The organism is Pseudomonas brassicacearum (assembly GCF_009601685.2).
Taxonomy (GTDB): domain Bacteria; phylum Pseudomonadota; class Gammaproteobacteria; order Pseudomonadales; family Pseudomonadaceae; genus Aquipseudomonas; species Aquipseudomonas kilonensis_B.
Genome location: NZ_CP045701.2, coordinates 20,843 through 41,245, shown reverse-complemented (window position 1 = coordinate 41,245; position 20,403 = coordinate 20,843). Strand labels below are relative to the sequence as shown.

Annotated in this window: 18 protein-coding genes and 4 pseudogenes; 18 read left to right on the top strand and 4 right to left on the bottom strand. The window is 56.2% G+C overall.

The genetic code is table 11. From position 1 onward, the window contains the following. Nucleotides 1-33 precede the first annotated feature (33 nt). A complete protein-coding gene (locus GFU70_RS00185; protein ID WP_153387423.1) occupies nucleotides 34-381 on the bottom strand; it encodes a DUF6124 family protein in 348 nt (115 codons plus the stop codon). A 660-nt stretch (nucleotides 382-1,041) separates the two neighbouring features. On the opposite strand from GFU70_RS00185, the gene GFU70_RS00180 reads away from it, so the two are divergent. The 6 genes and pseudogenes from GFU70_RS00180 (at nucleotide 1,042) to GFU70_RS00155 (ending at nucleotide 6,909) form a co-directional block, all read left to right on the top strand. Then, nucleotides 1,042-1,416 (top strand): lysozyme inhibitor LprI family protein, encoded by a 375-nt coding sequence (locus GFU70_RS00180; protein ID WP_081264422.1) that lies wholly within the window; start codon nucleotides 1,042-1,044, stop codon nucleotides 1,414-1,416. A 373-nt stretch (nucleotides 1,417-1,789) separates the two neighbouring features. Continuing rightward, a pseudogene (locus GFU70_RS00175) lies at nucleotides 1,790-2,362 on the top strand (LysR substrate-binding domain-containing protein); the annotation flags it as partial. Beyond that, nucleotides 2,361-2,705, top strand: a pseudogene (locus tag GFU70_RS00170) (MetQ/NlpA family ABC transporter substrate-binding protein); the annotation flags it as partial. The pseudogenes GFU70_RS00175 and GFU70_RS00170, both read left to right, overlap by 2 nt. 430 nt (nucleotides 2,706-3,135) lie before the next feature. Further along, complete coding sequence (locus GFU70_RS00165) at nucleotides 3,136-4,878, top strand: AIPR family protein (RefSeq protein WP_050590478.1); 1,743 nt, start codon at nucleotides 3,136-3,138, stop codon at nucleotides 4,876-4,878. 225 nt (nucleotides 4,879-5,103) lie between these two features. Further along, nucleotides 5,104-5,967 (top strand): FRG domain-containing protein, encoded by an 864-nt coding sequence (locus tag GFU70_RS00160; RefSeq protein WP_153387422.1) that lies wholly within the window; start codon nucleotides 5,104-5,106, stop codon nucleotides 5,965-5,967. Between the two features lie 141 nt (nucleotides 5,968-6,108). Continuing rightward, complete coding sequence (locus GFU70_RS00155) at nucleotides 6,109-6,909, top strand: hypothetical protein (RefSeq protein ID WP_153387421.1); 801 nt, start codon at nucleotides 6,109-6,111, stop codon at nucleotides 6,907-6,909. Between the two features lie 152 nt (nucleotides 6,910-7,061). Here GFU70_RS00155 and GFU70_RS00150 read toward each other — a convergent pair whose 3' ends face one another. Then, nucleotides 7,062-7,421, bottom strand: coding sequence for a DUF6124 family protein (locus tag GFU70_RS00150; RefSeq protein ID WP_153387420.1), 360 nt, complete (start codon nucleotides 7,419-7,421; stop codon nucleotides 7,062-7,064). A gap of 534 nt (nucleotides 7,422-7,955) precedes the next feature. On the opposite strand from GFU70_RS00150, the gene GFU70_RS00145 reads away from it, so the two are divergent. The 7 genes from GFU70_RS00145 (at nucleotide 7,956) to GFU70_RS00115 (ending at nucleotide 15,503) form a co-directional block, all read left to right on the top strand. After that, on the top strand, nucleotides 7,956-8,822 hold the full coding sequence (locus tag GFU70_RS00145) for a LysR family transcriptional regulator (RefSeq protein ID WP_058544812.1): 867 nt from the start codon (nucleotides 7,956-7,958) through the stop codon (nucleotides 8,820-8,822). A 148-nt stretch (nucleotides 8,823-8,970) separates the two neighbouring features. Then, nucleotides 8,971-10,011: a putative 2-aminoethylphosphonate ABC transporter ATP-binding protein gene (locus tag GFU70_RS00140; protein WP_116643533.1), complete on the top strand. Its 1,041-nt coding sequence runs from the start codon at nucleotides 8,971-8,973 to the stop codon at nucleotides 10,009-10,011. Further along, on the top strand, nucleotides 10,011-11,720 hold the full coding sequence (locus GFU70_RS00135; protein ID WP_153387419.1) for a putative 2-aminoethylphosphonate ABC transporter permease subunit: 1,710 nt from the start codon (nucleotides 10,011-10,013) through the stop codon (nucleotides 11,718-11,720). Before GFU70_RS00140 ends, GFU70_RS00135 begins: the two co-directional genes overlap by 1 nt. Nucleotides 11,721-11,737: 17 nt before the next feature. Beyond that, nucleotides 11,738-12,565 carry a phosphonoacetaldehyde hydrolase gene (phnX, locus tag GFU70_RS00130; RefSeq protein ID WP_003196193.1) on the top strand — a complete coding sequence of 276 codons (828 nt, stop codon included), beginning with the start codon at nucleotides 11,738-11,740 and terminating at the stop codon, nucleotides 12,563-12,565. A gap of 44 nt (nucleotides 12,566-12,609) precedes the next feature. After that, entirely contained in the window at nucleotides 12,610-13,629 is a 1,020-nt protein-coding gene (locus GFU70_RS00125) for a putative 2-aminoethylphosphonate ABC transporter substrate-binding protein (RefSeq protein ID WP_058544856.1), read from the top strand. A gap of 150 nt (nucleotides 13,630-13,779) precedes the next feature. Beyond that, nucleotides 13,780-14,937, top strand: a complete 1,158-nt coding sequence (locus GFU70_RS00120; protein WP_153387418.1) for a TIGR03364 family FAD-dependent oxidoreductase — start codon at nucleotides 13,780-13,782, stop codon at nucleotides 14,935-14,937. Continuing rightward, the gene (locus GFU70_RS00115) at nucleotides 14,934-15,503 is read left to right on the top strand and encodes an HD domain-containing protein (RefSeq protein ID WP_153387417.1); all 570 of its coding nucleotides are present in this window, start codon (nucleotides 14,934-14,936) and stop codon (nucleotides 15,501-15,503) included. Before GFU70_RS00120 ends, GFU70_RS00115 begins: the two co-directional genes overlap by 4 nt. A 112-nt stretch (nucleotides 15,504-15,615) precedes the next feature. On the opposite strand, the pseudogene GFU70_RS28635 reads toward GFU70_RS00115, so the two are convergent. Continuing rightward, a pseudogene (locus GFU70_RS28635) lies at nucleotides 15,616-15,786 on the bottom strand (DUF6124 family protein); the annotation flags it as partial. A gap of 261 nt (nucleotides 15,787-16,047) precedes the next feature. Between GFU70_RS28635 and GFU70_RS00110 the strand changes: the two are divergent. Then, complete coding sequence (locus GFU70_RS00110) at nucleotides 16,048-17,172, top strand: sensor domain-containing diguanylate cyclase (protein ID WP_058544806.1); 1,125 nt, start codon at nucleotides 16,048-16,050, stop codon at nucleotides 17,170-17,172. 272 nt (nucleotides 17,173-17,444) lie between these two features. Here GFU70_RS00110 and GFU70_RS00105 read toward each other — a convergent pair whose 3' ends face one another. Continuing rightward, nucleotides 17,445-17,984, bottom strand: coding sequence for a hypothetical protein (locus GFU70_RS00105; protein ID WP_058544805.1), 540 nt, complete (start codon nucleotides 17,982-17,984; stop codon nucleotides 17,445-17,447). Between the two features lie 420 nt (nucleotides 17,985-18,404). On the opposite strand from GFU70_RS00105, the gene GFU70_RS00100 reads away from it, so the two are divergent. The 4 genes and pseudogenes from GFU70_RS00100 to GFU70_RS00085 all read left to right on the top strand — a co-directional run bounded on the left by GFU70_RS00100 (nucleotide 18,405) and on the right by GFU70_RS00085 (nucleotide 20,306). After that, nucleotides 18,405-18,824 (top strand): organic hydroperoxide resistance protein, encoded by a 420-nt coding sequence (locus tag GFU70_RS00100; RefSeq protein ID WP_153387416.1) that lies wholly within the window; start codon nucleotides 18,405-18,407, stop codon nucleotides 18,822-18,824. 33 nt (nucleotides 18,825-18,857) lie between these two features. Beyond that, nucleotides 18,858-19,142: pseudogene (locus GFU70_RS00095) on the top strand (hypothetical protein); the annotation flags it as partial. Nucleotides 19,143-19,188: 46 nt separating this feature from the next. Then, nucleotides 19,189-19,440 (top strand): hypothetical protein, encoded by a 252-nt coding sequence (locus GFU70_RS00090; protein WP_153387415.1) that lies wholly within the window; start codon nucleotides 19,189-19,191, stop codon nucleotides 19,438-19,440. Between the two features lie 134 nt (nucleotides 19,441-19,574). Further along, nucleotides 19,575-20,306, top strand: a complete 732-nt coding sequence (locus tag GFU70_RS00085) for a hypothetical protein (protein ID WP_058544855.1) — start codon at nucleotides 19,575-19,577, stop codon at nucleotides 20,304-20,306. Nucleotides 20,307-20,403 lie beyond the last annotated feature (97 nt).

The window sequence follows — 20,403 nt, the reverse complement described above, 5'->3', positions numbered from 1 at the left end:
CGCGTGGCGTCTGATTTTCGTTGAGAACTGTAGCTATCGCGGATCGACGTTATCCAACACCCGATTCGCCAGCAATGAACTCAGCTCAATCAGTTGCTGGACGCCTAGAAGGATATGACGGCGCGGGCCTTCCAGGTCGAAGGCCAGGTTGCTGACCATCGTGTCGGCTGCCGCCAGGGTTTCGCTGAGGTTGGCGAGGAGGGATTCGTTGTCGGCGTTTTTTGCGACGGTGAAGAGTTGGCCCGGTTGGGACGCATCTTCGGACTTTTCCGGTTTGGGTAGCAGGTAGTAATCCAAGGTGCGTTTGGCGGCTTCGTCGTGTTTTTTGGCCTCGGATTTGGCGGGGCCTGTCTCTGGAGGGTTCGGAGTAGGTTTGAACATTGGGACTTTCCTATAGTAGGGCCGCCACCATCTCGCTACTAAACAAAAGGAGGCAGCTGTGCGCAAGTTAGTAGACCGGTAAAGTCACCAAACCCGGCGCGCCCGAAGGCGCCTTGCGCACAGCCACCATCAAGTGCAGGCAAACGCCTGACTGGATGACACTCATGCAACCGTAGATGACTAACCGAGCTACTAAACCCGACCACTGATGAGCAGTGGCAGGGAAACGATAGAACCCGGGAGCAAGGCGCACAAGCGGGCGGATTCTGGCGTAGTTGTAGGCAATGGCGCAAGGATGTGTAGCTTGGTGGAAGGGTGGTGCAGGAGGAATAAACAAAACGTTGTGTTGCCTTGAAACTCGGAGCCAGAGGGCCCGTTTTTGCTCACTGGGACAGGCATCGACGCGGTTTTTCTGTAGGAATGAGGAGGCTGCCCCTGTAGGAGCTGTCGAGTGCAACGAGGCTGCGATCTTCCCCCTCGGTACTGAAATGCCCAGTTGATCAGGTCAATCAAGCGGCCGGCGGCGCGGCAGTCATCAGCATTTGCGCCCTTGTTCGGGCCGAATGAACCATTAGGATCTGCTTCATTGTTCTACAACCCGCATGATAAATTCCCCGCCGCGCCCACTAATGAATAGAGGGCATTCAGGGAGAGAAGTAAGTGATCAAGTCTTTGTTGGTTGGGGCATTGCTGGCCATGGCATCAGCATCGGCCTCTGCGATGAGTTGCGATAACCCTAGAAACGCCTATGACAGAACCTATTGCGCGTCGCTGAAAATGGTTCAGTCGGATCAGGACATCAACGATCAATACAAGAAGACGATGAGTGCGCTGAACCCGGATCAAAAGAAAAAGGTTAAAGCCGCTCAAATCCAGTGGATCAAGATTCGCGACAACGCCTGTTCCAATAATGGCCTGCTCTACCTGGACTGTGCCAATGAGAAGACCGAGGCGCGAATCGTCATACTCAAAGCTGTCGAGCGCGAGTGCCGTGCTGCCGGTTGCGACGACGCCAAGCTGTCGCAAGTCGAGTAACCCGTAAACGATGAGCACGTCGGGGCTCTCGCCCATTCAACATTGCGCTCCATCCCTTTTGCACCCGTGACTCACTCGCGGGTCGGAATGAGCTGCCGAGGGCAGCTGACATATATCGCCAAGAAGAAGCGATAGGCCACGCGAAAAGTCCAAGAAAAACCCGACGTATAGCGTCGGGTTTTTCTTGGGCGGGTTCATCCGCTATCGCGGCTCAATTTCGGAGCTAAAGGGCCGGTTTTAGCTATGGACGCATTACACAACGCTGCAAGTCGATTTGCCCGCAGCCATGTTTTACTGACGTTCTGTCACGTCCAAGTTGTAACGTATGCTCACGCGCCTTCAAGGGCGATCCGTACCGAGAGCCGTATACATAATGTCCTTCGCTGAGCTGAAATCCTTCCACATGGTCGCCCGCCTGGGCAGCATCACCCAGGCGGCGAAGAAGCTCGGCCTCAGCCAGCCCACGGTCACCACGCAGATCCGCAGCCTCGAAGGGCAGTACGGCGTCGAGCTGTTCTACCGGGGTGGTCGGCGTCTGACCCTGAGCGATGAAGGCGTACGCTTGCTGCCCATGGTGCAACAGTTGCTGCAGCAGGAGGCCGATATTGAGTTCTTCTTGCGCAACTGCGGCCAAGTACAAGGTGCCCTGCGCATCGGTGCCACTGCGCCTTACTACATGCTCGACCTGGTGCGACGCTTTCGTGAGCAACTGCCGCAGTGCGAGGTGACCCTGGAGATCGGCAATTCTCAGCAGGTGATCGAGGCACTGGAAGACTACCGCGTAGACCTTGCCGCCTCCTCGCTGTTGGTCGAAGACCCGCGACTGACCCGCCTGCTGTTGGGCCACGATCCACTGGTGTTGGCCGTACACCGTAGTCACCCATTGGCCGCGCGGGAGCGCGTGCCGCTCGCTGACCTGGCCGGGCACTGTCTGCTGATGCGCGAAGTTGAAGGATGCGAACAACATCCTGTCGACGACCAAGGACATTGTTGAGAACCCGAAGGACTTGAAATTCCGTGAGCTGGAAGCGGCAACCATTCCGCGGGTGCTGATCCAGGTGGATCTGGCGTTGATCAATACCAACTATGCGCTGGAGGCCAAGCTTGATCCTTCCAAGGATGCGCTGGTGATCGAAGGTAACGACTCGCCTTATGTAAACACCCTGGTGGCCCGTGAGGATGATAAGGACAGTGAGTCGATGAAGAAGCTGGCGGCGGCGCTGCATACGCCGGAGGTGAAGGCTTTTATTCTTGAGAAGTACAAAGGCGCGGTTTTGCCAGCGTTTTGATCTGATCAGGTTGTGAAAAAACGGGGCTGCGTGGGAATGTAGGCCCGTTTTTTTGGGGGGGCGTCAAATCATCCGTGGATTCGCTCCCGATCAGCGGAAAGAGAGACTGCGTCGGGATTACGTCCCCATCGCTCTATCGGGGCCAACGACATCTCCCTTGATTAGCTACTGGATATCAAGGTTGGCGAGCAGGCCTTCGTTGTCAATAATTTTATGAGGAAGGACTGGCCTGAGAGGAGCGCATTATTAGACTCCTCCGGTTTTCGAAAGCAGATGGAAATCCCAAGCGCTTTGGGCTCAGACAATTTGTATCCCGGTAAATAATGTCGAAGCAGACGCTGGACAGAATGATGGCGAAATAGTAGCGTTCAGTTAGCGGCGCAGAAATCAATGTCTGTGCCAAAAAACTAACTCGCCAAGGACGCGCCCCATGCACCGCATTGTTAACGCCCATTTAAATAACTTTGCCAAAAGCTTTGGATTTGAGTCGGACCCGCAAGATAAACAATTTGAATATTTTTGCAATTATGCGGTGTTGTATTCTAGGTGCGCATCCGGCTTTGATTTAGATGACGTGACTACTAGTTCGGGAGATGACGGCATAGATGGAGTAGCAGTAATCTTAGACGAAGAAGTAATAGTCTCAGATGAGGATGCACGTTCGGCTTTTAATACAGAACGCAAAAATCATGACGTGGAAGTTGTTTTTATTCAGGCAAAAACATCCGATGGATTCGACCTTGGAAATTTTTTGAAATTCAAAGAGTCAATTCTACGCTTTCTTAATGAAGAACCGTATCTAGCTACAGATTCAATTCAGAAAAATGCTAGAAATGTTTTTGATGAATGCATTGGAAACGTTCCAAAAATTCGTAATGGCAAACCGCGTCTGACCGCACGCTTCATAACTACTGGAAATTACCTTTCCCCGAAAGAGTTTACCGCTGCCATTATTGCTTTTGAAAGTCAAATTAATGATTTTGGCTACTTCTCTGAAGTTGATATAAAGTGTTTTGGTCGTAATGAACTAACGGAGTTGTGGATATCCACCTATTCTGGCATTACAGCACAGCTCCCGCTATTTGGGTCGGCGCCGCTTCCTACAATCGCGGGTATCGAAGAAGCATATTTGGTAGTCGCAAGAGCCGTGGACGTCGTCGCCAACCTGCTAGTCGCTGAAGATGGCAGTTTGCGAACTCAAGTTTTCGAAGAAAACGTACGGGCATATTTGGGGGGAGATAATATAGTTAACCAATCAATTGCCGACACGCTTAATAGCAGCACTTCATCCACTAGATTTCCAGTTCTGAATAATGGGATAACCATTGTTAGTCCAGATGTTCGCCTACAAGGCAACACATTACACTTGGAAAACTTTCAAATTGTCAACGGGTGTCAAACCTCAAATATCCTTTATGAGAATAGAGGAAAATATGACGATAAGGTGATGGTTACTCTTAAGGTAATTGAAACCTCCAGCGAAGATGTGTTTTCAGAGTTGGTCAGAGCGACAAACAGCCAATCCAAGGTTGATGAAACACAGTTCTTGACTCTTCGTCCCATAATAAAGCGTGTTGAACAGCTATTTAATTCATTTGAAGGACAGGATGGGCGCTTATACTTCGAGCGCAGAGAGAAACAATATTTCGGGAAAGAAGTGCCTGCTATCCGCACCTTCAATATTAATACTGTAGCCAAGTGCGTTGCCTCAATGTTCTGCCATCGCCCTGACCTAGCTTATCGCTACCCTAAGAAAATGTATGAAAGTCTCTCCGACATAATGTTCGATGAGGAGAACAAGGAAATAATCTTTTATGCGTCGTGCTTGACATTGTATCGACTACATTTGTACGTAGCTAGCAGCAACGTCCCCCAAAACATGAGAAGATTTAAATGGCATATCCTAGTTCTGGTATGCACCATTATTGCTGGAAAAGATAAACCGCCGTTGAAATCAAAAAAAATGGACGCCTACTGTCAAAAAATCATCGACAAACTCACTAAGCCCGGCGAACAAGCACTAGCCCCATTCAAGCAAGCAGTAGAGATTCTGGATACTCTTGGGGAAATTTCAGATGACAGGCTCAAACGACAAGCTGTACTTGATGAAATGCTTGCAGCAATACCCGACCCAACTCCAGTTAAAAAAACTAAACGCCCGGTAAAAGCCTAGGACTCGGTCAACCTTACTTTCATTCTAAGCGAAGAAGCGGACGGATCATATTTTTATATAGTATGTTCGTCCCGTTTACTCTGATGTAAAGTGTGCAAAAGCAGGCCGCGGTTTTCCATTGTCTGCTCCCGATAGCTACATTGTTCGTAGGGCTCAACGCTTAACATACCCACCACTTAGTGCATTAAATACATCTGCTGACTATGTAGAATTATTAAGGATCAAATGAGCCCTCTTAAAAAAATTAGTATTGCCGGAACGGAATGGGTCTGCGATGAAGGCTCAGGTGTAGAAACACTTCACGTAAAAGATCCGCACGCGTTGATAAAGGCTGCTGGGTATCTAAAGTTCACCCATGCAGGGATACAAAAAAGTGAGGCCATATATTTTCGTGGAGAGCGGAAATTATACGAAAGCCTATCTCCGACTTTATTCCGGGGAATACATCAATCAAAAACGAAAGAAAGAAAAACAATCGCAGTTCAAGATGTAATAAAGTCATTTCAAGAAAAATGTAGGATATTTAACTCATTTGGCCAATATTCACACGAGCCGCTTCTACAACATTACGGTATTTCGACGAGTTGGGTTGATGTAGTAGATAACATATGGGTCGCCCTTTGGTTTGCCTGCCATCAGGCAAAATCATCAGGCGAAGGTGGTCACTACTTACATTTTGAGAAACGGATACCGGCATCTAGCAATGACTACGCATACATCTTGCTAATAGGCGCTGACATAGAAAAAAGAAATGGACAAAAGCCAGGTTACTACTTTGGAAAAAATACGGAACTAGTTGATTTAAGAATGGCTGCACCATCGGTTTTTCTTCGTCCACATTCGCAACATGGGCTACTATTCCGATGCAAAGGAGCGGATAACGAAAGGCCTAACGATTACTCTCGGCAAATTCGAGGAATTGTTCGAGTTTCTCTTAAGGATGCCTTGGCCTGGCTTGGCGAGGGAAAAATTGTAGGCACACATTCATTATTCCCACCGCCATTTTATGATGATGGCTATAGAATTCTATTGGAGTCAGGTGTCAGTATCAATAAGAGTATTGGAAGCATTTCTATGGTTGGCGCTTAAATAGCAGTAACCTAACAGAAAAGGGAGATAGCAAAAAATGAAATCCATTGACTTTTGCCGCCATACAATAAATCCGCTCTTTTTTAATTTTTTATACAATGAATTAATATTTTGCTTGGGTACATCCAAAGGAAGGCGCTAGTGATTGATAATAAATTCCCATCTGCGCAAGAGTTCTGCTCAGAGCTACCATTGTATTATTATTATGAAGTAAACGACAGCAATCTTGAAAATTTTGTCTCCTTTGCCCGAAAAACAGCAACCATTGATGTATTTTGTCCTGCATGTTTAAAAGATAGCACTTTTAAGTTGCGCGAAAATAACTACGGTAGAAATAGTATAGATATTGACACGTGGTGGGAATATTATCCATTTTACGAGATGAGATTTATTTGCTCACGAGATCGCGAACATGAAATCAGCTATACGTTTCAATTTGATAAAAATAAGGGGGTGCAGAAGATTGGGCAGTACCCCTCGGTATATGATGTGGCACTCCCTAAAGTGAAAAGCTACAGAAAAATTCTAGGAGAGGAGCAATATAAGGAGTTCATCAAAGCTATAGGTTTGTTCTCGCATGGTGTAGGAGCAGGAAGCTTAATCTATCTTCGCAGAATTTTTGAAAACTTACTTGAAAAAGCCCATTTGGAGGCAAACCAATCGGAAGAATGGCTAAAAGTCCATTCAGCAACTTATACCAGAGCAACTGTTGCTAAAAAAATTGAAGCTCTCGCTGACTATCTTCCCGAATACTTAGTTGGGAATAAAAAAATTTATAGCATTCTTAGCCTTGGAGTTCATTCGACCCCAGAAGAGGAATGTCTTCATTTATTTCCCTTAATGCGCGTGGCAATCGAATTAATTCTTGACCAAAAAATTCAGACTGCACGACGCAAGCGTAAAGAAGCAGAGATCGCAAGTTTGTTACATCAACTTCCTTAGTTGTTCCTGCCTGCAGGATAGAGGGCTTTAACGCTCCGGAGGACAAAAAAGCTTCTAGCTATATAATGATATAGCTGAGCAGCAACGTTTATTAATTAAAACAAACCCGACACGAGATGTCGGGCTTGCTTTTTAGGGAGGATGTTTACCCGCTATCGCGGATCGACGTTATCCAACACCCGATTCGCCAGCAACGAACTCAATTCAATCAACTGCTGAATGCCTAGGAGGATGTGGCGCCGCTGGCCTTCCAGGTCGAAAGCCAGGTTGCTGACCATCGCATCAGCTGCCGCAAGGGTTTCGCTGAGGTTGGCGAGGAGGGATTCGTTGTCGGCGTTTTTTGCGACGGTGAAGAGCTGGCCCGGTTGGGACGCATCTTCGGACTTTTCCGTTTTTGGTAGCAAGTAGTAATCCAAGGCGCGGTTGGTGGCTTCGTCGTGTTTCTTGGCTTTGGATTTGTTTCGCGGGGTAGCTTGGTCCGCCTCTGGCGGATTCGGGGTAGGCTTGAACATGTGCTAAGTCCTGTAAGTGAGCCGCAACCCTCTAGCTACTAAACAAGGGGGTGGCAGCTGTACGCAGGTTAGTAGACCGGGGACTTAGCAAGCCGGCGCGCCCGAGGGCGCCCTGCGCACAGCCGCCATCAAATACAGGCATGGAAACACCTGACTGATAGGAGCCTTGCACCTTACTAAATACCAACGGGCTACTAAACCCGACCACTGAATGGGCAGTGGCAGGGGAACGATAGAACCCGGGAGCAAGGCGCACAAGCGGGCGGATTCTGGCGTAGTTGTAGGCAAAGGCGCAAGGATTCGTAGCTTGATGGAAGGGGGGCTGTGGCGGAATAAACAGGGCTTCGTTTTACCTGTGGAATTCGGAACTAGAAAGCCGGTTTTTAGCTACGGAGCCTGACGTTTGTAATGCATCACATAACGCCACAAGTCGATTTGCCCGCAGCCATGTTTTACTGACGTTCTGTCACGTCCAAGTTGTAACGTATGCTCACGCGCCTTCAAGGGCGATCCGTACCGAGAGTCGTATAAATAATGTCCTTCGCTGAGCTGAAATCCTTCCACATGGTCGCCCGCCTGGGCAGCATCACCCAGGCGGCGAAGAAGCTCGGCCTCAGCCAGCCCACGGTCACCACGCAGATCCGCAGCCTCGAAGGGCAGTACGGCGTCGAGCTGTTCTACCGGGGTGGTCGGCGTCTGACCCTGAGCGATGAAGGCGTACGCTTGCTGCCCATGGTGCAACAGTTGCTGCAGCAGGAAGCCGACATTGAGTTCTTTTTGCGCAACTGCGGCCAGGTGCAAGGTGCCCTGCGCATCGGTGCCACTGCGCCTTACTACATGCTCGACCTGGTGCGACGCTTTCGTGAGCAACTGCCGCAGTGCGAGGTGACCCTGGAGATCGGCAATTCTCAGCAGGTGATCGAGGCACTGGAAGACTACCGCGTAGACCTTGCCGCCTCCTCGCTGTTGGTCGAAGACCCGCGACTGACCCGCCTGCTGTTGGGCCACGATCCACTGGTGTTGGCCGTACACCGTAGTCACCCATTGGCCGCGCGGGAGCGCGTGCCGCTCGCGGCCCTGGCCGGGCACTGCCTGCTGATGCGCGAGAAAGGTTCGACCACTCGCGTGCTCACCGAGCAACTGCTGCGCGACGCTGGCGTGGCGCTGGGCTCGTTGCTGGAGATTGGCAGCCGCGAGTCGATCCACGAAGCGGTGCTGCGCAATATCGGCATCAGCATCACCGCCCGCCACGAGGTGCCGGCCAGCGCCGAGCTGCGGGTGATCGAACTGGAAGGCGCGCCGCTGATTGCCGAATACCTCTATTGCCTCAAGGAGCGCCGCAGCGCGCGCCTGCCGGCGACCTTTCTTGCGCTGGCGCGGGAAGCCGCGGGCACCTCGTAAGACGCCTCGCTGCCCTCGCGCCGGGGCGCAAACACATCGCCTACACAAATCCGCCGATACCACTATCGGCAGCTTTTGCCCAACTGCCATAAAGCCTTAGCACCCTGCGTCCAGGATGGACCTCGTATTCCACCGACGAGGTTCCGCCATGGCTACGGTCAGCTTGCAACTGCACGACATCCACAAGGCCTTCGGCGCCTTTCAGGCGCTGGACGGGGTGTCGCTGGACGTCTCTGCTGGCGAGCTGGTGTGCCTGCTCGGCCCCTCGGGCTGCGGCAAGACCACGCTGCTGCGCTGCATCGCCGGGCTGGAGCGCCAGGACCGCGGCACTCTCTTGTTCGGCAATCGTGATGTCTCCACGCTGCCACCGCAGGCGCGCGACTACGGCATCCTGTTCCAATCCTATGCGCTGTTTCCCAATCTCACGGTGGCGCAAAACATCGGTTACGGCCTGGCCGGCAACAGCCGCGAGACCCTCCGCGCGCGGGTCGCCGAGATGCTTGAGCTGGTCGGCCTCAAGGGCAGCGAGCAGAAATACCCCGGCCAGCTCTCCGGCGGTCAGCAACAGCGTGTGGCCCTGGCCCGTGCCCTGGCGCCGGCGCCCCAACTGCTGCTGTTGGACGAGCCGATGTCGGCCCTCGACGCTCGCGTGCGCGAACACCTGTGCGGTGAGCTGCGCCAACTGCAGAAGAGCCTGGGCATCACCACCGTGATGGTCACCCACAACCAGGACGAGGCCATGCTCATGGCCGACCGTATCGCGGTGATCAATCACGGCCGGGTCGAGCAGTACGCCACGCCCCAGGAGATCTATCGCGCGCCCGCCACGCCCTTCGTTGCCGAGTTCGTCGGCCAGGGCAACTGGCTGCCCTACGAGCGCGACGGCGAGCACGCCCGGGTTGGCGAGCTGAGCCTGCGTCTGCATGGCGTCCGTCCGGCCGAACGCGGTCGTCTGTTCTGCCGCCCCGAGGCGGTGGTGGTCAACCCGCCGGTGCATGAAGACAACCTGTTCAGCGCACAGATGCGCGAGATCACCTTCCTCGGCAATCGCTGCCGCCTGAGTTTCGAGCTGGACGCCCTGCCAGGTCATGCCCTGCTTGCCGAGCTGGCGCCGGACGCCATGCCGCGCCTGGCCGCCCCGCATATCTGGGTGGCCCTGCCGCCGCGCAGCCTGCAAGTGTTCGCCTGATGGAACAGGTATTGCTGAGCAAGCCCCAGGCCGGCGCGCGGCGCCTGCCTGCCGACCTGGCCGACCGCATATTCGTCCACGGTGGCCAGTGGCTGCTGCTGGTGTTGCTGGTGCTCGCCGTGCTGCTGCCGCTACTGGCCATGCTTTGGCGCGGCTTCGCCAGCGAGCCCGGGCAGGGCGGAGGGCTGACGGCGGCGGCCGAGTTGTTCGGCAGCGCCAACTTCCGCTGGCTACTGGGCAACAGTCTGGCGGTTTCGCTGACCGTGGCCGCTATTGTCGTGCCGCTGGCCTACGCCTTCGCCTATGCGCTGCAGCGTACCTGCGTGCCGGCCAAGGGCCTGTGGCGCGGTATTTCCCTGCTGCCGCTGCTGGCGCCGTCGATACTGCCGGGCATCGCGCTGATCTACCTGTTCGGCAACCAGGGCGCGCTCCGGCACCTGCTCACGGACAATATCTATGGCTTCTGGGGCATCGTCATCGGCGAAGCCATCTACACCTTTCCCCATGCGCTGATGGTGCTGCTTTCGGCCCTGGCCCTGGCCGATGCGCGCCTGTTCGACGCCGCCTCGAGCATGGGCGCTTCACCCTGGCGGGCATTTCGCAGCATCACCTGGCCGGGTAGCCGACAGGGCGTGTTCGCGGCCTTCTGCCTGGTATTCACCCTGTGCATCACCGATTTTGGCGTGCCGGTGGTGGTCGGCGGCGATTATCAGGTGCTGGCGCTGGAAGCCTACAAAGCGGTGGTCGGGCAGCAGCAGTTCGGCCGCGGCGCGCTGATCGGCATGGTCCTGCTGCTGCCGGCGCTGTTGAGCTTCACCGTCGACCTGTGGCTGCGCCGCCGTCAGCGCGAGGCAATGAGTGGTCGCGCCCAGGTTTACCGCCCGCAACCGTCGCGACGCCGCGACCTGGCCTTCCTCGCCGTGGTGCTGCTGATCTGCGCGGCGCTGCTCGGCGTGTTCGGCATGGCGATGTACTCGTCGCTGGTCAAGTTCTGGCCCTACGACCTGTCGCTGTCGCTGCATCACTACGCCTTTTCCGAACTCCCCGGCGGCTGGCAGGTGTACCGCAACAGCCTGCTGCTGGCCGGTTGCACCGCCGTGTTCGGCAGCCTGCTGACCTTCACCGGCGCCTACCTGCTGGAGAAGACCCGGCAGAGCCCGCTGACCCAGGTCCTGCGCCTGCTCAGCTTCGTGCCGATGGCGGTGCCGGGGTTGGTGCTGGGCCTGGGCTACGTGTTTTTCTTCAACCTGCCGGGCAATCCGCTGCACGGTCTGTATGGCAGCCTGACCCTGCTGGTGGCGTGCACCATCGCGCACTTCCTGACCACTGCGCAGTTGACCGCCAGCGCCGCGCTGCGCCAGCTCGATGGCGAGTTCGAGGCCGCGGCGCTGTCGCTGAAAGTGCCGCTGCTGCGCCACTTTTTGCGCGTCACCCTGCCGATCTGCCTGCCGGCGTTGCTCGACATCCTGCGCTACCTGTTCGTCTCGGCGATGACCACGGTGTCGGCGGTGATCTTCCTCTACAGCCCGGACAGTCTGCTCGCCGCCATCGCCGTGCTGAACATGGACGACGCCGGCAATGTCGGCGGCGCCGCGGCCATGTCCACCCTGATTCTGCTCACCTCGGCCGCGGTTTCGCTGCTGCTGGCGGGGGCCTCACGCGGCGTGCTGCGTCGGGCCCAAGCCTGGCGCACGGCCGCCGGCCATTGATTACCCTGGAGACTGCCATGCACTACCAACACCCCGACCGCCTGCACGCGGCCATTCTCGACTGGGCCGGCACCGTGGTCGATTTCGGCTCCTTCGCGCCGACCCGCATCTTCGTCGAGGCCTTCGCCAGTTTCGACGTCGAGATCAGCCTGGAGGAGGCGCGCGGGCCGATGGGCATGGGCAAGTGGGACCACATCCGCGCCCTGTGCAACCTGCCGGCGATTGCCGAGCGCTACCAACGCCGCTTCGGTCGCCTGCCGAGCGACGAAGATGTGACGGCGATTTATGAGCGCTTCATGCCCTTGCAGATCGCCAAGGTCGGCGAGCACTCGGCGCTGATCCCCGGCGCGCTGGCGTGTATCGCCGCCCTGCGCGAGCGCGGGCTCAAGCTCGGCAGTTGCTCCGGCTATCCCAAACAGGTGATGGACAAGGTGGTCGAACTGGCCGCCGCCAATGGCTATAGCCCCGACCATGTGGTCGCCACCGACGAGGTGCCGAAAGGCCGGCCAAGCCCGGCCCAGGCGCTGGCCAACGTCATCGCTCTGGGCCTCGACGATGTGGCCGCCTGCGTCAAGGTCGACGACACCGAGCCGGGCATCCTCGAAGGCCGTAGCGCCGGCATGTGGACCGTGGCGCTGCGCTTCTCCGGCAACTTCCTGGGCCTGGACTGGGCGCAGTACCAGGCCCTGACGCCCGCGCAGCGCGAAGCCGAGCGCACACGCATCGACGCGCTGTTCGCGCCGAGCCGGCCGCACTACCTGATCGACACCCTCGCCGAACTGCCGCCGGTGATCGACGCGATCAACGCTCGCCTGGCCCGGGGCGAAAGCCCGCAAGCCAGCTGAATTCGAACAACCAACGCCACGCAATGCCAACCAAGGAGCTCTTCATGTTCAAACGTACCGCTCTGGCCGCCGGGCTGCTCGCCGCTTGCGCCCTGCCGGCCCAGGCCAACACCGAGCTGACTGTGTACACGGCCCTCGAAGTGGAACAACTGGCCGCTTACAAGACCGCCTTCGAAAAGCTGCACCCGGATATCGAGATCAAGTGGGTACGCGATTCCACTGGCATCGTCACCGCCAAGCTGCTGGCCGAGAAGGATCGCCCGCAGGCCGATGTGGTCTGGGGCCTGGCCGGCTCCAGCCTGGCTGTGCTCAAGCAGCAGGGCATGCTCCAAGCCTACGCCCCGGCCAACCTGGACAAGATCGGCGCCAACTACCGCGACGCCGCCAACCCGCCGGCCTGGGTCGGCATGGACGTGTGGGCCGCGACCATCTGCTTCAACACCATCGAGGCCGAGAAGCAGGGCCTGCCCAAGCCCACCAAGTGGGAAGACCTGACCAACCCGGTGTACAAGGGCAAGATCGTCATGCCCAACCCGGCTTCGTCCGGCACCGGCTACCTCGACGTCAGCGCCTGGCTGCAGACCTTCGGCGAGCCGCAGGGCTGGGCCTACATGGACAAGCTGCACCAGAACATCGGCCAGTACACCCACTCCGGCTCCAAGCCGTGCAAGCTGGCCGCCGCCGGCGAGTTCCCCATCGGCATCTCCTTCGAGTACCCGGCTGTGCAGCTCAAGCGCAAGGGTGCGCCGCTGGACATCGTCCTGCCGAAGGAAGGCCTGGGCTGGGAGATCGAGGCCACCGGCATCATCAAGGGCACCGAGCAGTTGGAAGCGGCGAAGAAGCTCGCCGACTTCTCCGCCAGCCGCGAGGCCATGGACCTGTACAAGGCGAATTTCGCCGTGCTGGCCCAGCCGGGCATCGCCGAGCGCTTCCAGGAGCTACCCGCCGATTACGAGCAGCGCCTGATCAAGAACGACTTCGCCTGGGCCTCGGAGAACCGCGACAAGATCCTCGCCGAATGGCGCAAGCGCTACGACGGCAAGTCCGAGCCGGTAGCCCAGTGACGTGACCGGCACAATCCTGCTGGTTGGGTGACGCGGGTTTGCCGCACGGCTCTCCCGCCAGCCTTGCCAGAGCGATTGTGCCCATCACTGCTACCCGTTGATTCATCCGGCCGCATTGGCGGCCGCCTTTTTCGTTCCAGGAGTTTCCCCATGAGTCAGCACGACTGCGATCTGTTGATCGTCGGTGCCGGCATGCTCGGCCTCGCCCATGCCTGGGCCGGCGCCAAGCGCGGCCTCAAGGTACGTGTGTTCGAGCGCAGCCACACGCCGCTCGGCGCCTCCATCCGCAACTTCGGCCAGGCCCTGGTCACTGGCCAGGCACCCGGCGTGATGCTCGACCTGGCCCGCCAGTCCCGCGGCCTGTGGGCCGAGCTGGGCCAGGCCGCCGGTCTGCAGCTCAAGCAACAGGGCTCACTGTTGTTTGCACGCAGCGAAGCCGAAGAAGCCTTGCTCGAAGCCTTCTGCGCAGGCCGCGCCCGTGAACAGGGCTACCGCGTCGAGCTGCTGCGCGGCACCGCCCTGAATGAGCTGTACGGCGGACGTTTCGCCCACCATCGCGCCGCCCTGCATGGCCTCGACGACCAGCAGTTGTACTCCCGTGAGGCGCTGCCGCAGATCGTCGATTACCTGCGCGGGCTGGGCGTGCAGTTCCACTTCTCCACCCTGGTGCGTGACGTCGAGCCAGGTAGCGCCCTGACCAGCGCCGGAAGTTTCAGCGCCAGGCACATCGTGGTCTGCTCCGGACATGATTATCAGACTTTGCTGGCCGAACCGCTGGCCGCGCTCCAGCCTTCGGTGTGTCGCTTGCAGATGCTGCGCGCCCGCCTGCAACAGCCGCTGGACCTGCAACACGCGGTGCTCACCGGTCTGAGCTGCGTGCATTACGGCGCCTTCGCCGATCTGCCGGAAGCCGAAGCCATCCGTGCGCAGATCCGCCGTGAACAGCCGGAACTGGAAACCCACGGCATTCACCTGCTGGTCAGCCCGACGCCCCATGGCGAGGTGATTATCGGCGACTCCCACGACTACGGCAGCGACGCCTCGCCGTTCAACGCCGAGGGCGTGGACGACCTCATGCTGGCGCTGGCCGAGCACACCCTGGGCGGCAAGCTGCAGGTGCTGGAACGCTGGCAGGGCGTATACGGCTCGCGCGGGCCCGGCCCGTTCAGCGTGGTGCAAGCCGGGGCAGGCGTCAGCGCCGTACTGATGCACACAGGCCTGGGCATGAGCGTCGGCCTGGGCCTGGGTGAGCGCAGCCTGGCGGCGTTGCTCGGCGAAGAAGAATGGCCGCAGGCGTGCGTCGCATGAGGGCGGAGCAGGCGGTGGCCGAGCTGTTTGCCCTGTGCCGTCAGCAGGCGCAGGCGGACTATATCGGCGAAGCGGTCAGCCAGCTCGAACACATGGTCCAGGCCGCCGAGCTGGCGCGTGACGAAGGGGCAGACGAGGAGTTGGTGCTGGCTGCTTTCTGCCACGATGTCGGGCACTTCTGTGCGCCGCTGACGGCGCAAAACTCAATGGCCGGCCTGGGCCGTCGAGGTCATGAGCGGGTGGGTGCAAACTGGTTGCTGGGGTTGGGCTTCTCCCAGCGCCTGGCGGGGCTGGTGGCGCGGCATGTGGACGCCAAGCGTTACCTGAGCTGGCGCGATCCGGCTTATCTGGCAGGGTTGAGTGAGGCCAGCCGGCAGACCCTGGACTGGCAGGGTGGGCCGATGACGACCCGTGAAGCCGAGGCCTTCGAGGCCGACCCGCTGTTTGCCGACAGCCTGCGTTTGCGCCGCTGGGACGAGGCGGCCAAGGTCGCCGGGAGACCTCCAACCGATCTCTGCGATTTGGAGCAGCTTGCGATACGTGTTCACCAGGCGGCGATACCTTGAGGGATCCTCAGGTGCAGGCCCGGTTATCACTTGTATCGAAAAGGACCGACCGGTGAAATAAAGCAAACCCGACACAAGATGTCGGGTTTGCTTTTTGGAGGACGTTTACTTGCTATCGCGGATCAACGGTATCCAACACCCGATTTGCCAGCAATGAACTCAGTTCGATCAATTGCTGTATACCGAGAGCAATGTGACGGCAGGAGCCTTCCAAGTCGAAGGCCAGGTTGCTGGCCATCGCGTCGGCTGCCGCCAGGGTTTCTCTGAGGTTGGCGAGGAGCAGGCGTTGATGCGGTTTGTCTGTAGGAGCGCTGGGCTGCGCCCTGTAGGAGCTGTCGAGTGCAACGAGGCTGCGATCTTTCTCCCGACACCTGAGTTTCAAGCGAAAGACCAAAGGATCGCAGCCTTCGGCAGCTCCTACAAAAGCTCAGTGGGGCAGTGAGATATTTCGCTAAATCCCCTCGTCACAGTAATTCAGTTGTTTGCGTTGGTGGCAGGGTGCCACAATCGTTTTTTTGGTCGCGTCATAAACCAGGTGGTTCAAATGGATGGCCCAAGACTGCGCAATGGCCAGGATTTTGTCATAGCCGAACAGGTGCGAACCGACCGACTGCAGCAACTGTTCCGCCAATCCGTTTCTGCGGTTTTAGGTAGTTACCTGGCTGCCATCATGCTGATTTGGCTGTGTTGGGATCGGTTTGAGCACAGCGCTATTTTTTGGTGGCTGGCCATCCTGACCGCATCGACGCTGGTGCGTATCGCGATGTTCGTTGCCTATTTCCGCAGCGACGAAAGTCAGCGCACACCTGAACATTGGGAGCGCAAATACTGGGTCACGCTGGTGCTATCCGCCAGCATCTGGGGCGGTGGGGCGTTTGTGCTCATGCCGGCGGACGATCTGTTGTCGCAGGCGCTGGTCATGCTCTTTACGGTTGGTATGTCCGTCAGCGCGGTGTCCTGCTACTCGGCCTATCGCGATATGACATTGGTCTCCATCGGCGTGGTGTTGCTGCCGTGCACCGTCTGGCTGCTGTTTCAACCGTCTGCGATTCAAGTCGGCATGGCACTTTCGATTTTGGTGTTCATGGCATTTGCGGCCCGTGCCACGCACAAAATGTCCCAGGCACTGGAAATCGCCTTTCGACTCACCCGTGAAATGGAACAGGCGAACAGCATTTCAACCCGCGCCGCACAAACCGATGAACTGACCGGCCTGAAGAGTCGACGAGCATTTTTCGAGCATGCCCAGCAGCTTTACAACGAATGCAAGGCCAAGCGGCAAGGGTTGTGCGCGGTCATGTTGGACATGGATCACTTCAAGCACATCAACGACACCTACGGCCATCAGGTGGGCGATCAGGTATTGCGCCAGATGGGGGCAGTCATCAGTTCATCGTTTCGGACAACGGATATCCTCGGTCGGCTCGGTGGTGAAGAGTTCGCCATTTTGCTTCCGGACACGTCCATTGAGGTTGCCACCCAGATAGCGGAACGGCTCATCGATACCATCGCGGGTTTGATGATCGAGCCTGTTCACCATATCTCAGCCAGCCTTGGCGTCGCATCGACGCAGGCTTGTAATAAGGATCTTCACAGCTTGATGAATGATGCGGATAAAGCCCTGTATCGAGCGAAGGCGCAGGGGCGTAATCGGGTGGCTGTTGCTTAGTCGGGTTGGCTTTGCCCAGCGCGAAACCAAAAAAACCGCCAATTCGGCGGTTTTTTTGTATCAGCAGAAAATCAGGTTCTGGCACCAGCCATTCGGCCAACGGGCTCAAGCTCCTTACCTTTGGCGAGGCTTACCGACAAGAATTGGCGCTCTATAGTGGTCGCGCAGCCAGCCAGACGGCGAGCTTCCGCTTGGTACTGAGCTGCAAGCAATGGCTTTGGAGTATGCTTGGAAGCCTTCATAGAAAACTCACAATAGAATTGGGGCTCATGTTATGCCTCGTTCACCGCTATAACAAGGCGCCGCTGGTCGTCGAAATCGAAGCCCAGATACTGGTACCACTGGACAGCGCCAGGGTCAGGCTCAAAAATCTCAATCTCCCGAAGCTTCAGCATTCGCGCATATCGGCTGATCGCGATCAAGACTAAACCGGCCACTTCGCCCTTTAAAGGGTGAGTGGCGTCAGGCTTGCCCTCCAAGAGGACAACCTTGATTGACAAGGTGCTTGATTTTGGCGTGGAAAAGCAAAGCCCACATAACTCTTGGTCATACCACAGAGAAAGGTCAAACGCTTTCCCGTCGCGATTCTTCCAGACAGGTATTTCCTCCCATGGATAAAGTTGGGCTTCTGAGCCCCATAGATTGCATTGGTCGAGTGCCTCTTGGGTTATCGGCTCGTATCTTATCCGCTCAGCATCGATACCTTTCTCTGATAGTGCCTTAGGATCATCCACCAAAAATTCTTTAGCGAGCTGCATTGCGGTCGAGCGGAACACCTGATGCTTGAAGTTGCTAATGCGTGGTCGTTTCATGTGGTGGATACGATGATGGACAGGGCGAAAAAACAATAGAGTCCGGGGGCGAGGCACACAAGCAGGTGGGTTCTGGTGTGGTTGTAGGCAAAGGCGCAAGGATGTGTGGGCTGGCGGAGGCGTAGTGTTCTGCTTATGAATTTCCCTCTCTTTGAAGGCCTGCAATTGCGCTGGTCCTGCTGATCCCCCCTAGCACCTCCTTCCCCTGGCTCACCTCGCAGCTCACCCGGGCTGGCGACATTGCAAATGCCTAAAAATAAATTTCCTTTTAGATCAATTAGTTAATTCGCAATCAGTAAATTTCTCAAAATTTATCTTGCGCGCTAACTATTCATCCGTTAACTTTATCGCAACTGGTTGGCGCGCAAACATTTAGCGCAACCAATCTCGATCCAACCCATCAGCAATAGAGGAAACACCATGAACGTTCTCTACACCGCAGTCGCAACCTCCACCGGTGGCCGTGATGGCCGTGCTGTTTCCAGCGACAAGATTCTCGACGTGAAACTGGCCACTCCAAAAGCCTTGGGCGGTGCGGGTGGTGAAGCCACCAACCCTGAGCAGTTGTTCGCTGCCGGCTACTCCGCCTGCTTCATTGGCGCATTGAAGTTTGTCGCCAGCCAAAGCAAACGCAGCATTCCTGCTGATGCATCGATCACGGCACATGTCGGCATCGGCCAGATCCCTGGCGGTTTCGGTCTGGACATTGATCTGCACATCAACCTGCCGGGCCTGGATCAAGACGATGCTCAAGCGCTGGTCGATGCGGCTCACCAGGTTTGCCCGTATTCCAACGCGACACGCGGCAACGTCGACGTCCGTTTGCACGTCACCGTCTAACTCACTTTATCTACGAATAAAAAGGATCAGGACATGAACACGCTCAGCAAAACGCTCATTGGCTCGCTTCTGGCACTGTCGCTCGGTAATGCGTTCGCGACTTCTTCTGTTCAACCTACGTTCGCCGAGGGTGGTTCGGATCGCCTGATCGAAAGCCGCGTAGCCGAAGGCGGCTCGGATCGACTCATCGAAAACCGCGTAGCCGAAGGCGGCTCCGATCGACTCATCGAAAACCGCGTAGCTGAAGGCGGCTCCGATCGACTCATCGAAAACCGCGTAGCTGAAGGCGGTTCGGATCGCCTGATGGAAAACAGGGTGGGCTGAACAATCCCTTCACCACTCCGTAAGCCGGTCGAATCAACCTATGTTGCTTCCAAAACAAAAAATGCCGCTTATCTCTCATGAGGAAGCGGCTTTTTTGCAACGTGTCACGGATCCTAAACGATGCAAAGTGTTCCCCCTCGGTCGCATACTTTCTGCCGTGCAAACCATGGCCGACTTTTCAACAGAATCGGCAAAACAGCTGACATCAGCCCATCAACTGCATGATATTTCTCCGAACATTATTTTCACGAAAACAGCACCTCATTGTGTCGAGAAGATAAATAGCTTTTAGCCATCAACCGCTAATAGCCAATGACTCTAAGAACTGCATAGCATATTTTTTAAAGCTAACTAATCTCGTAATCGCGCAACGGATGAAGGACGTATCGCGCACCTACTATGATGGATCTATTAAAGGACTATCCCATGGAAAGCTTCGCTATCGCAGCTTCACAAATCAACTGGAACGGCGGCCAACGAATCACTTTGAATCCGGGTGATACCGCTACCTGTACCACTTTGCGCCCTGGTCAGATTTACGGCATTTTCATATATAACTCTGCTAACAGCGACAACAATGCCGCCGTAAGTGTTGTATGGAGCAATAGCCAGCCTCCTGCAACAATTACTGTTCCAGGCACCACGGCCAATGCCGGCTTGGCCTCTCTGGGCTTTGTTTCTGGCAGTGACACTCAGACCGTTTCAGTTTCGCTACCCAGCAACAGTGGCATTGCTCAGGTCGAACTGTGGTTGGGCAGTACCAGCATGCCGACCAACACCAGCGGACTTAGCAATAACGCATTGCAGGCTAACGGAGAGCAGTACCCGTTCAACAAATATAATCGCTATTATGCGGTGCCTCCTTCGAAGTGGATGAATCTGACAATCGTCAGCAAGATCACTCAGTTTATTTCGTGCCAATTCCGAGAAGCTGCTGCTACTGTATTTGTTGTCAATGAAACATCCAACGGCCTGCTGGCTGGCCAAGTCACCAATATTGGACCTACTGCTTCGGAAAAAGGCGCAGTGACCATTGTGGCAACGCAGATTCAAAATATCAGTAACAACTTGCAAGGAGACGGTACGCAGTGGGTCTGGATGGACGCTGATAGTCAACAAGACTCTACGAGCGCCAGCATTTCTCTACAATCACTTTAAAAGGCCAGCCGGCTAAAACAGAAGAGTCACGCGGTGCGTGGCTCTTTTTATTTAATGCAGTAACTTCCTAGCGCCTGGGCGTCATTAATTGCCTTGG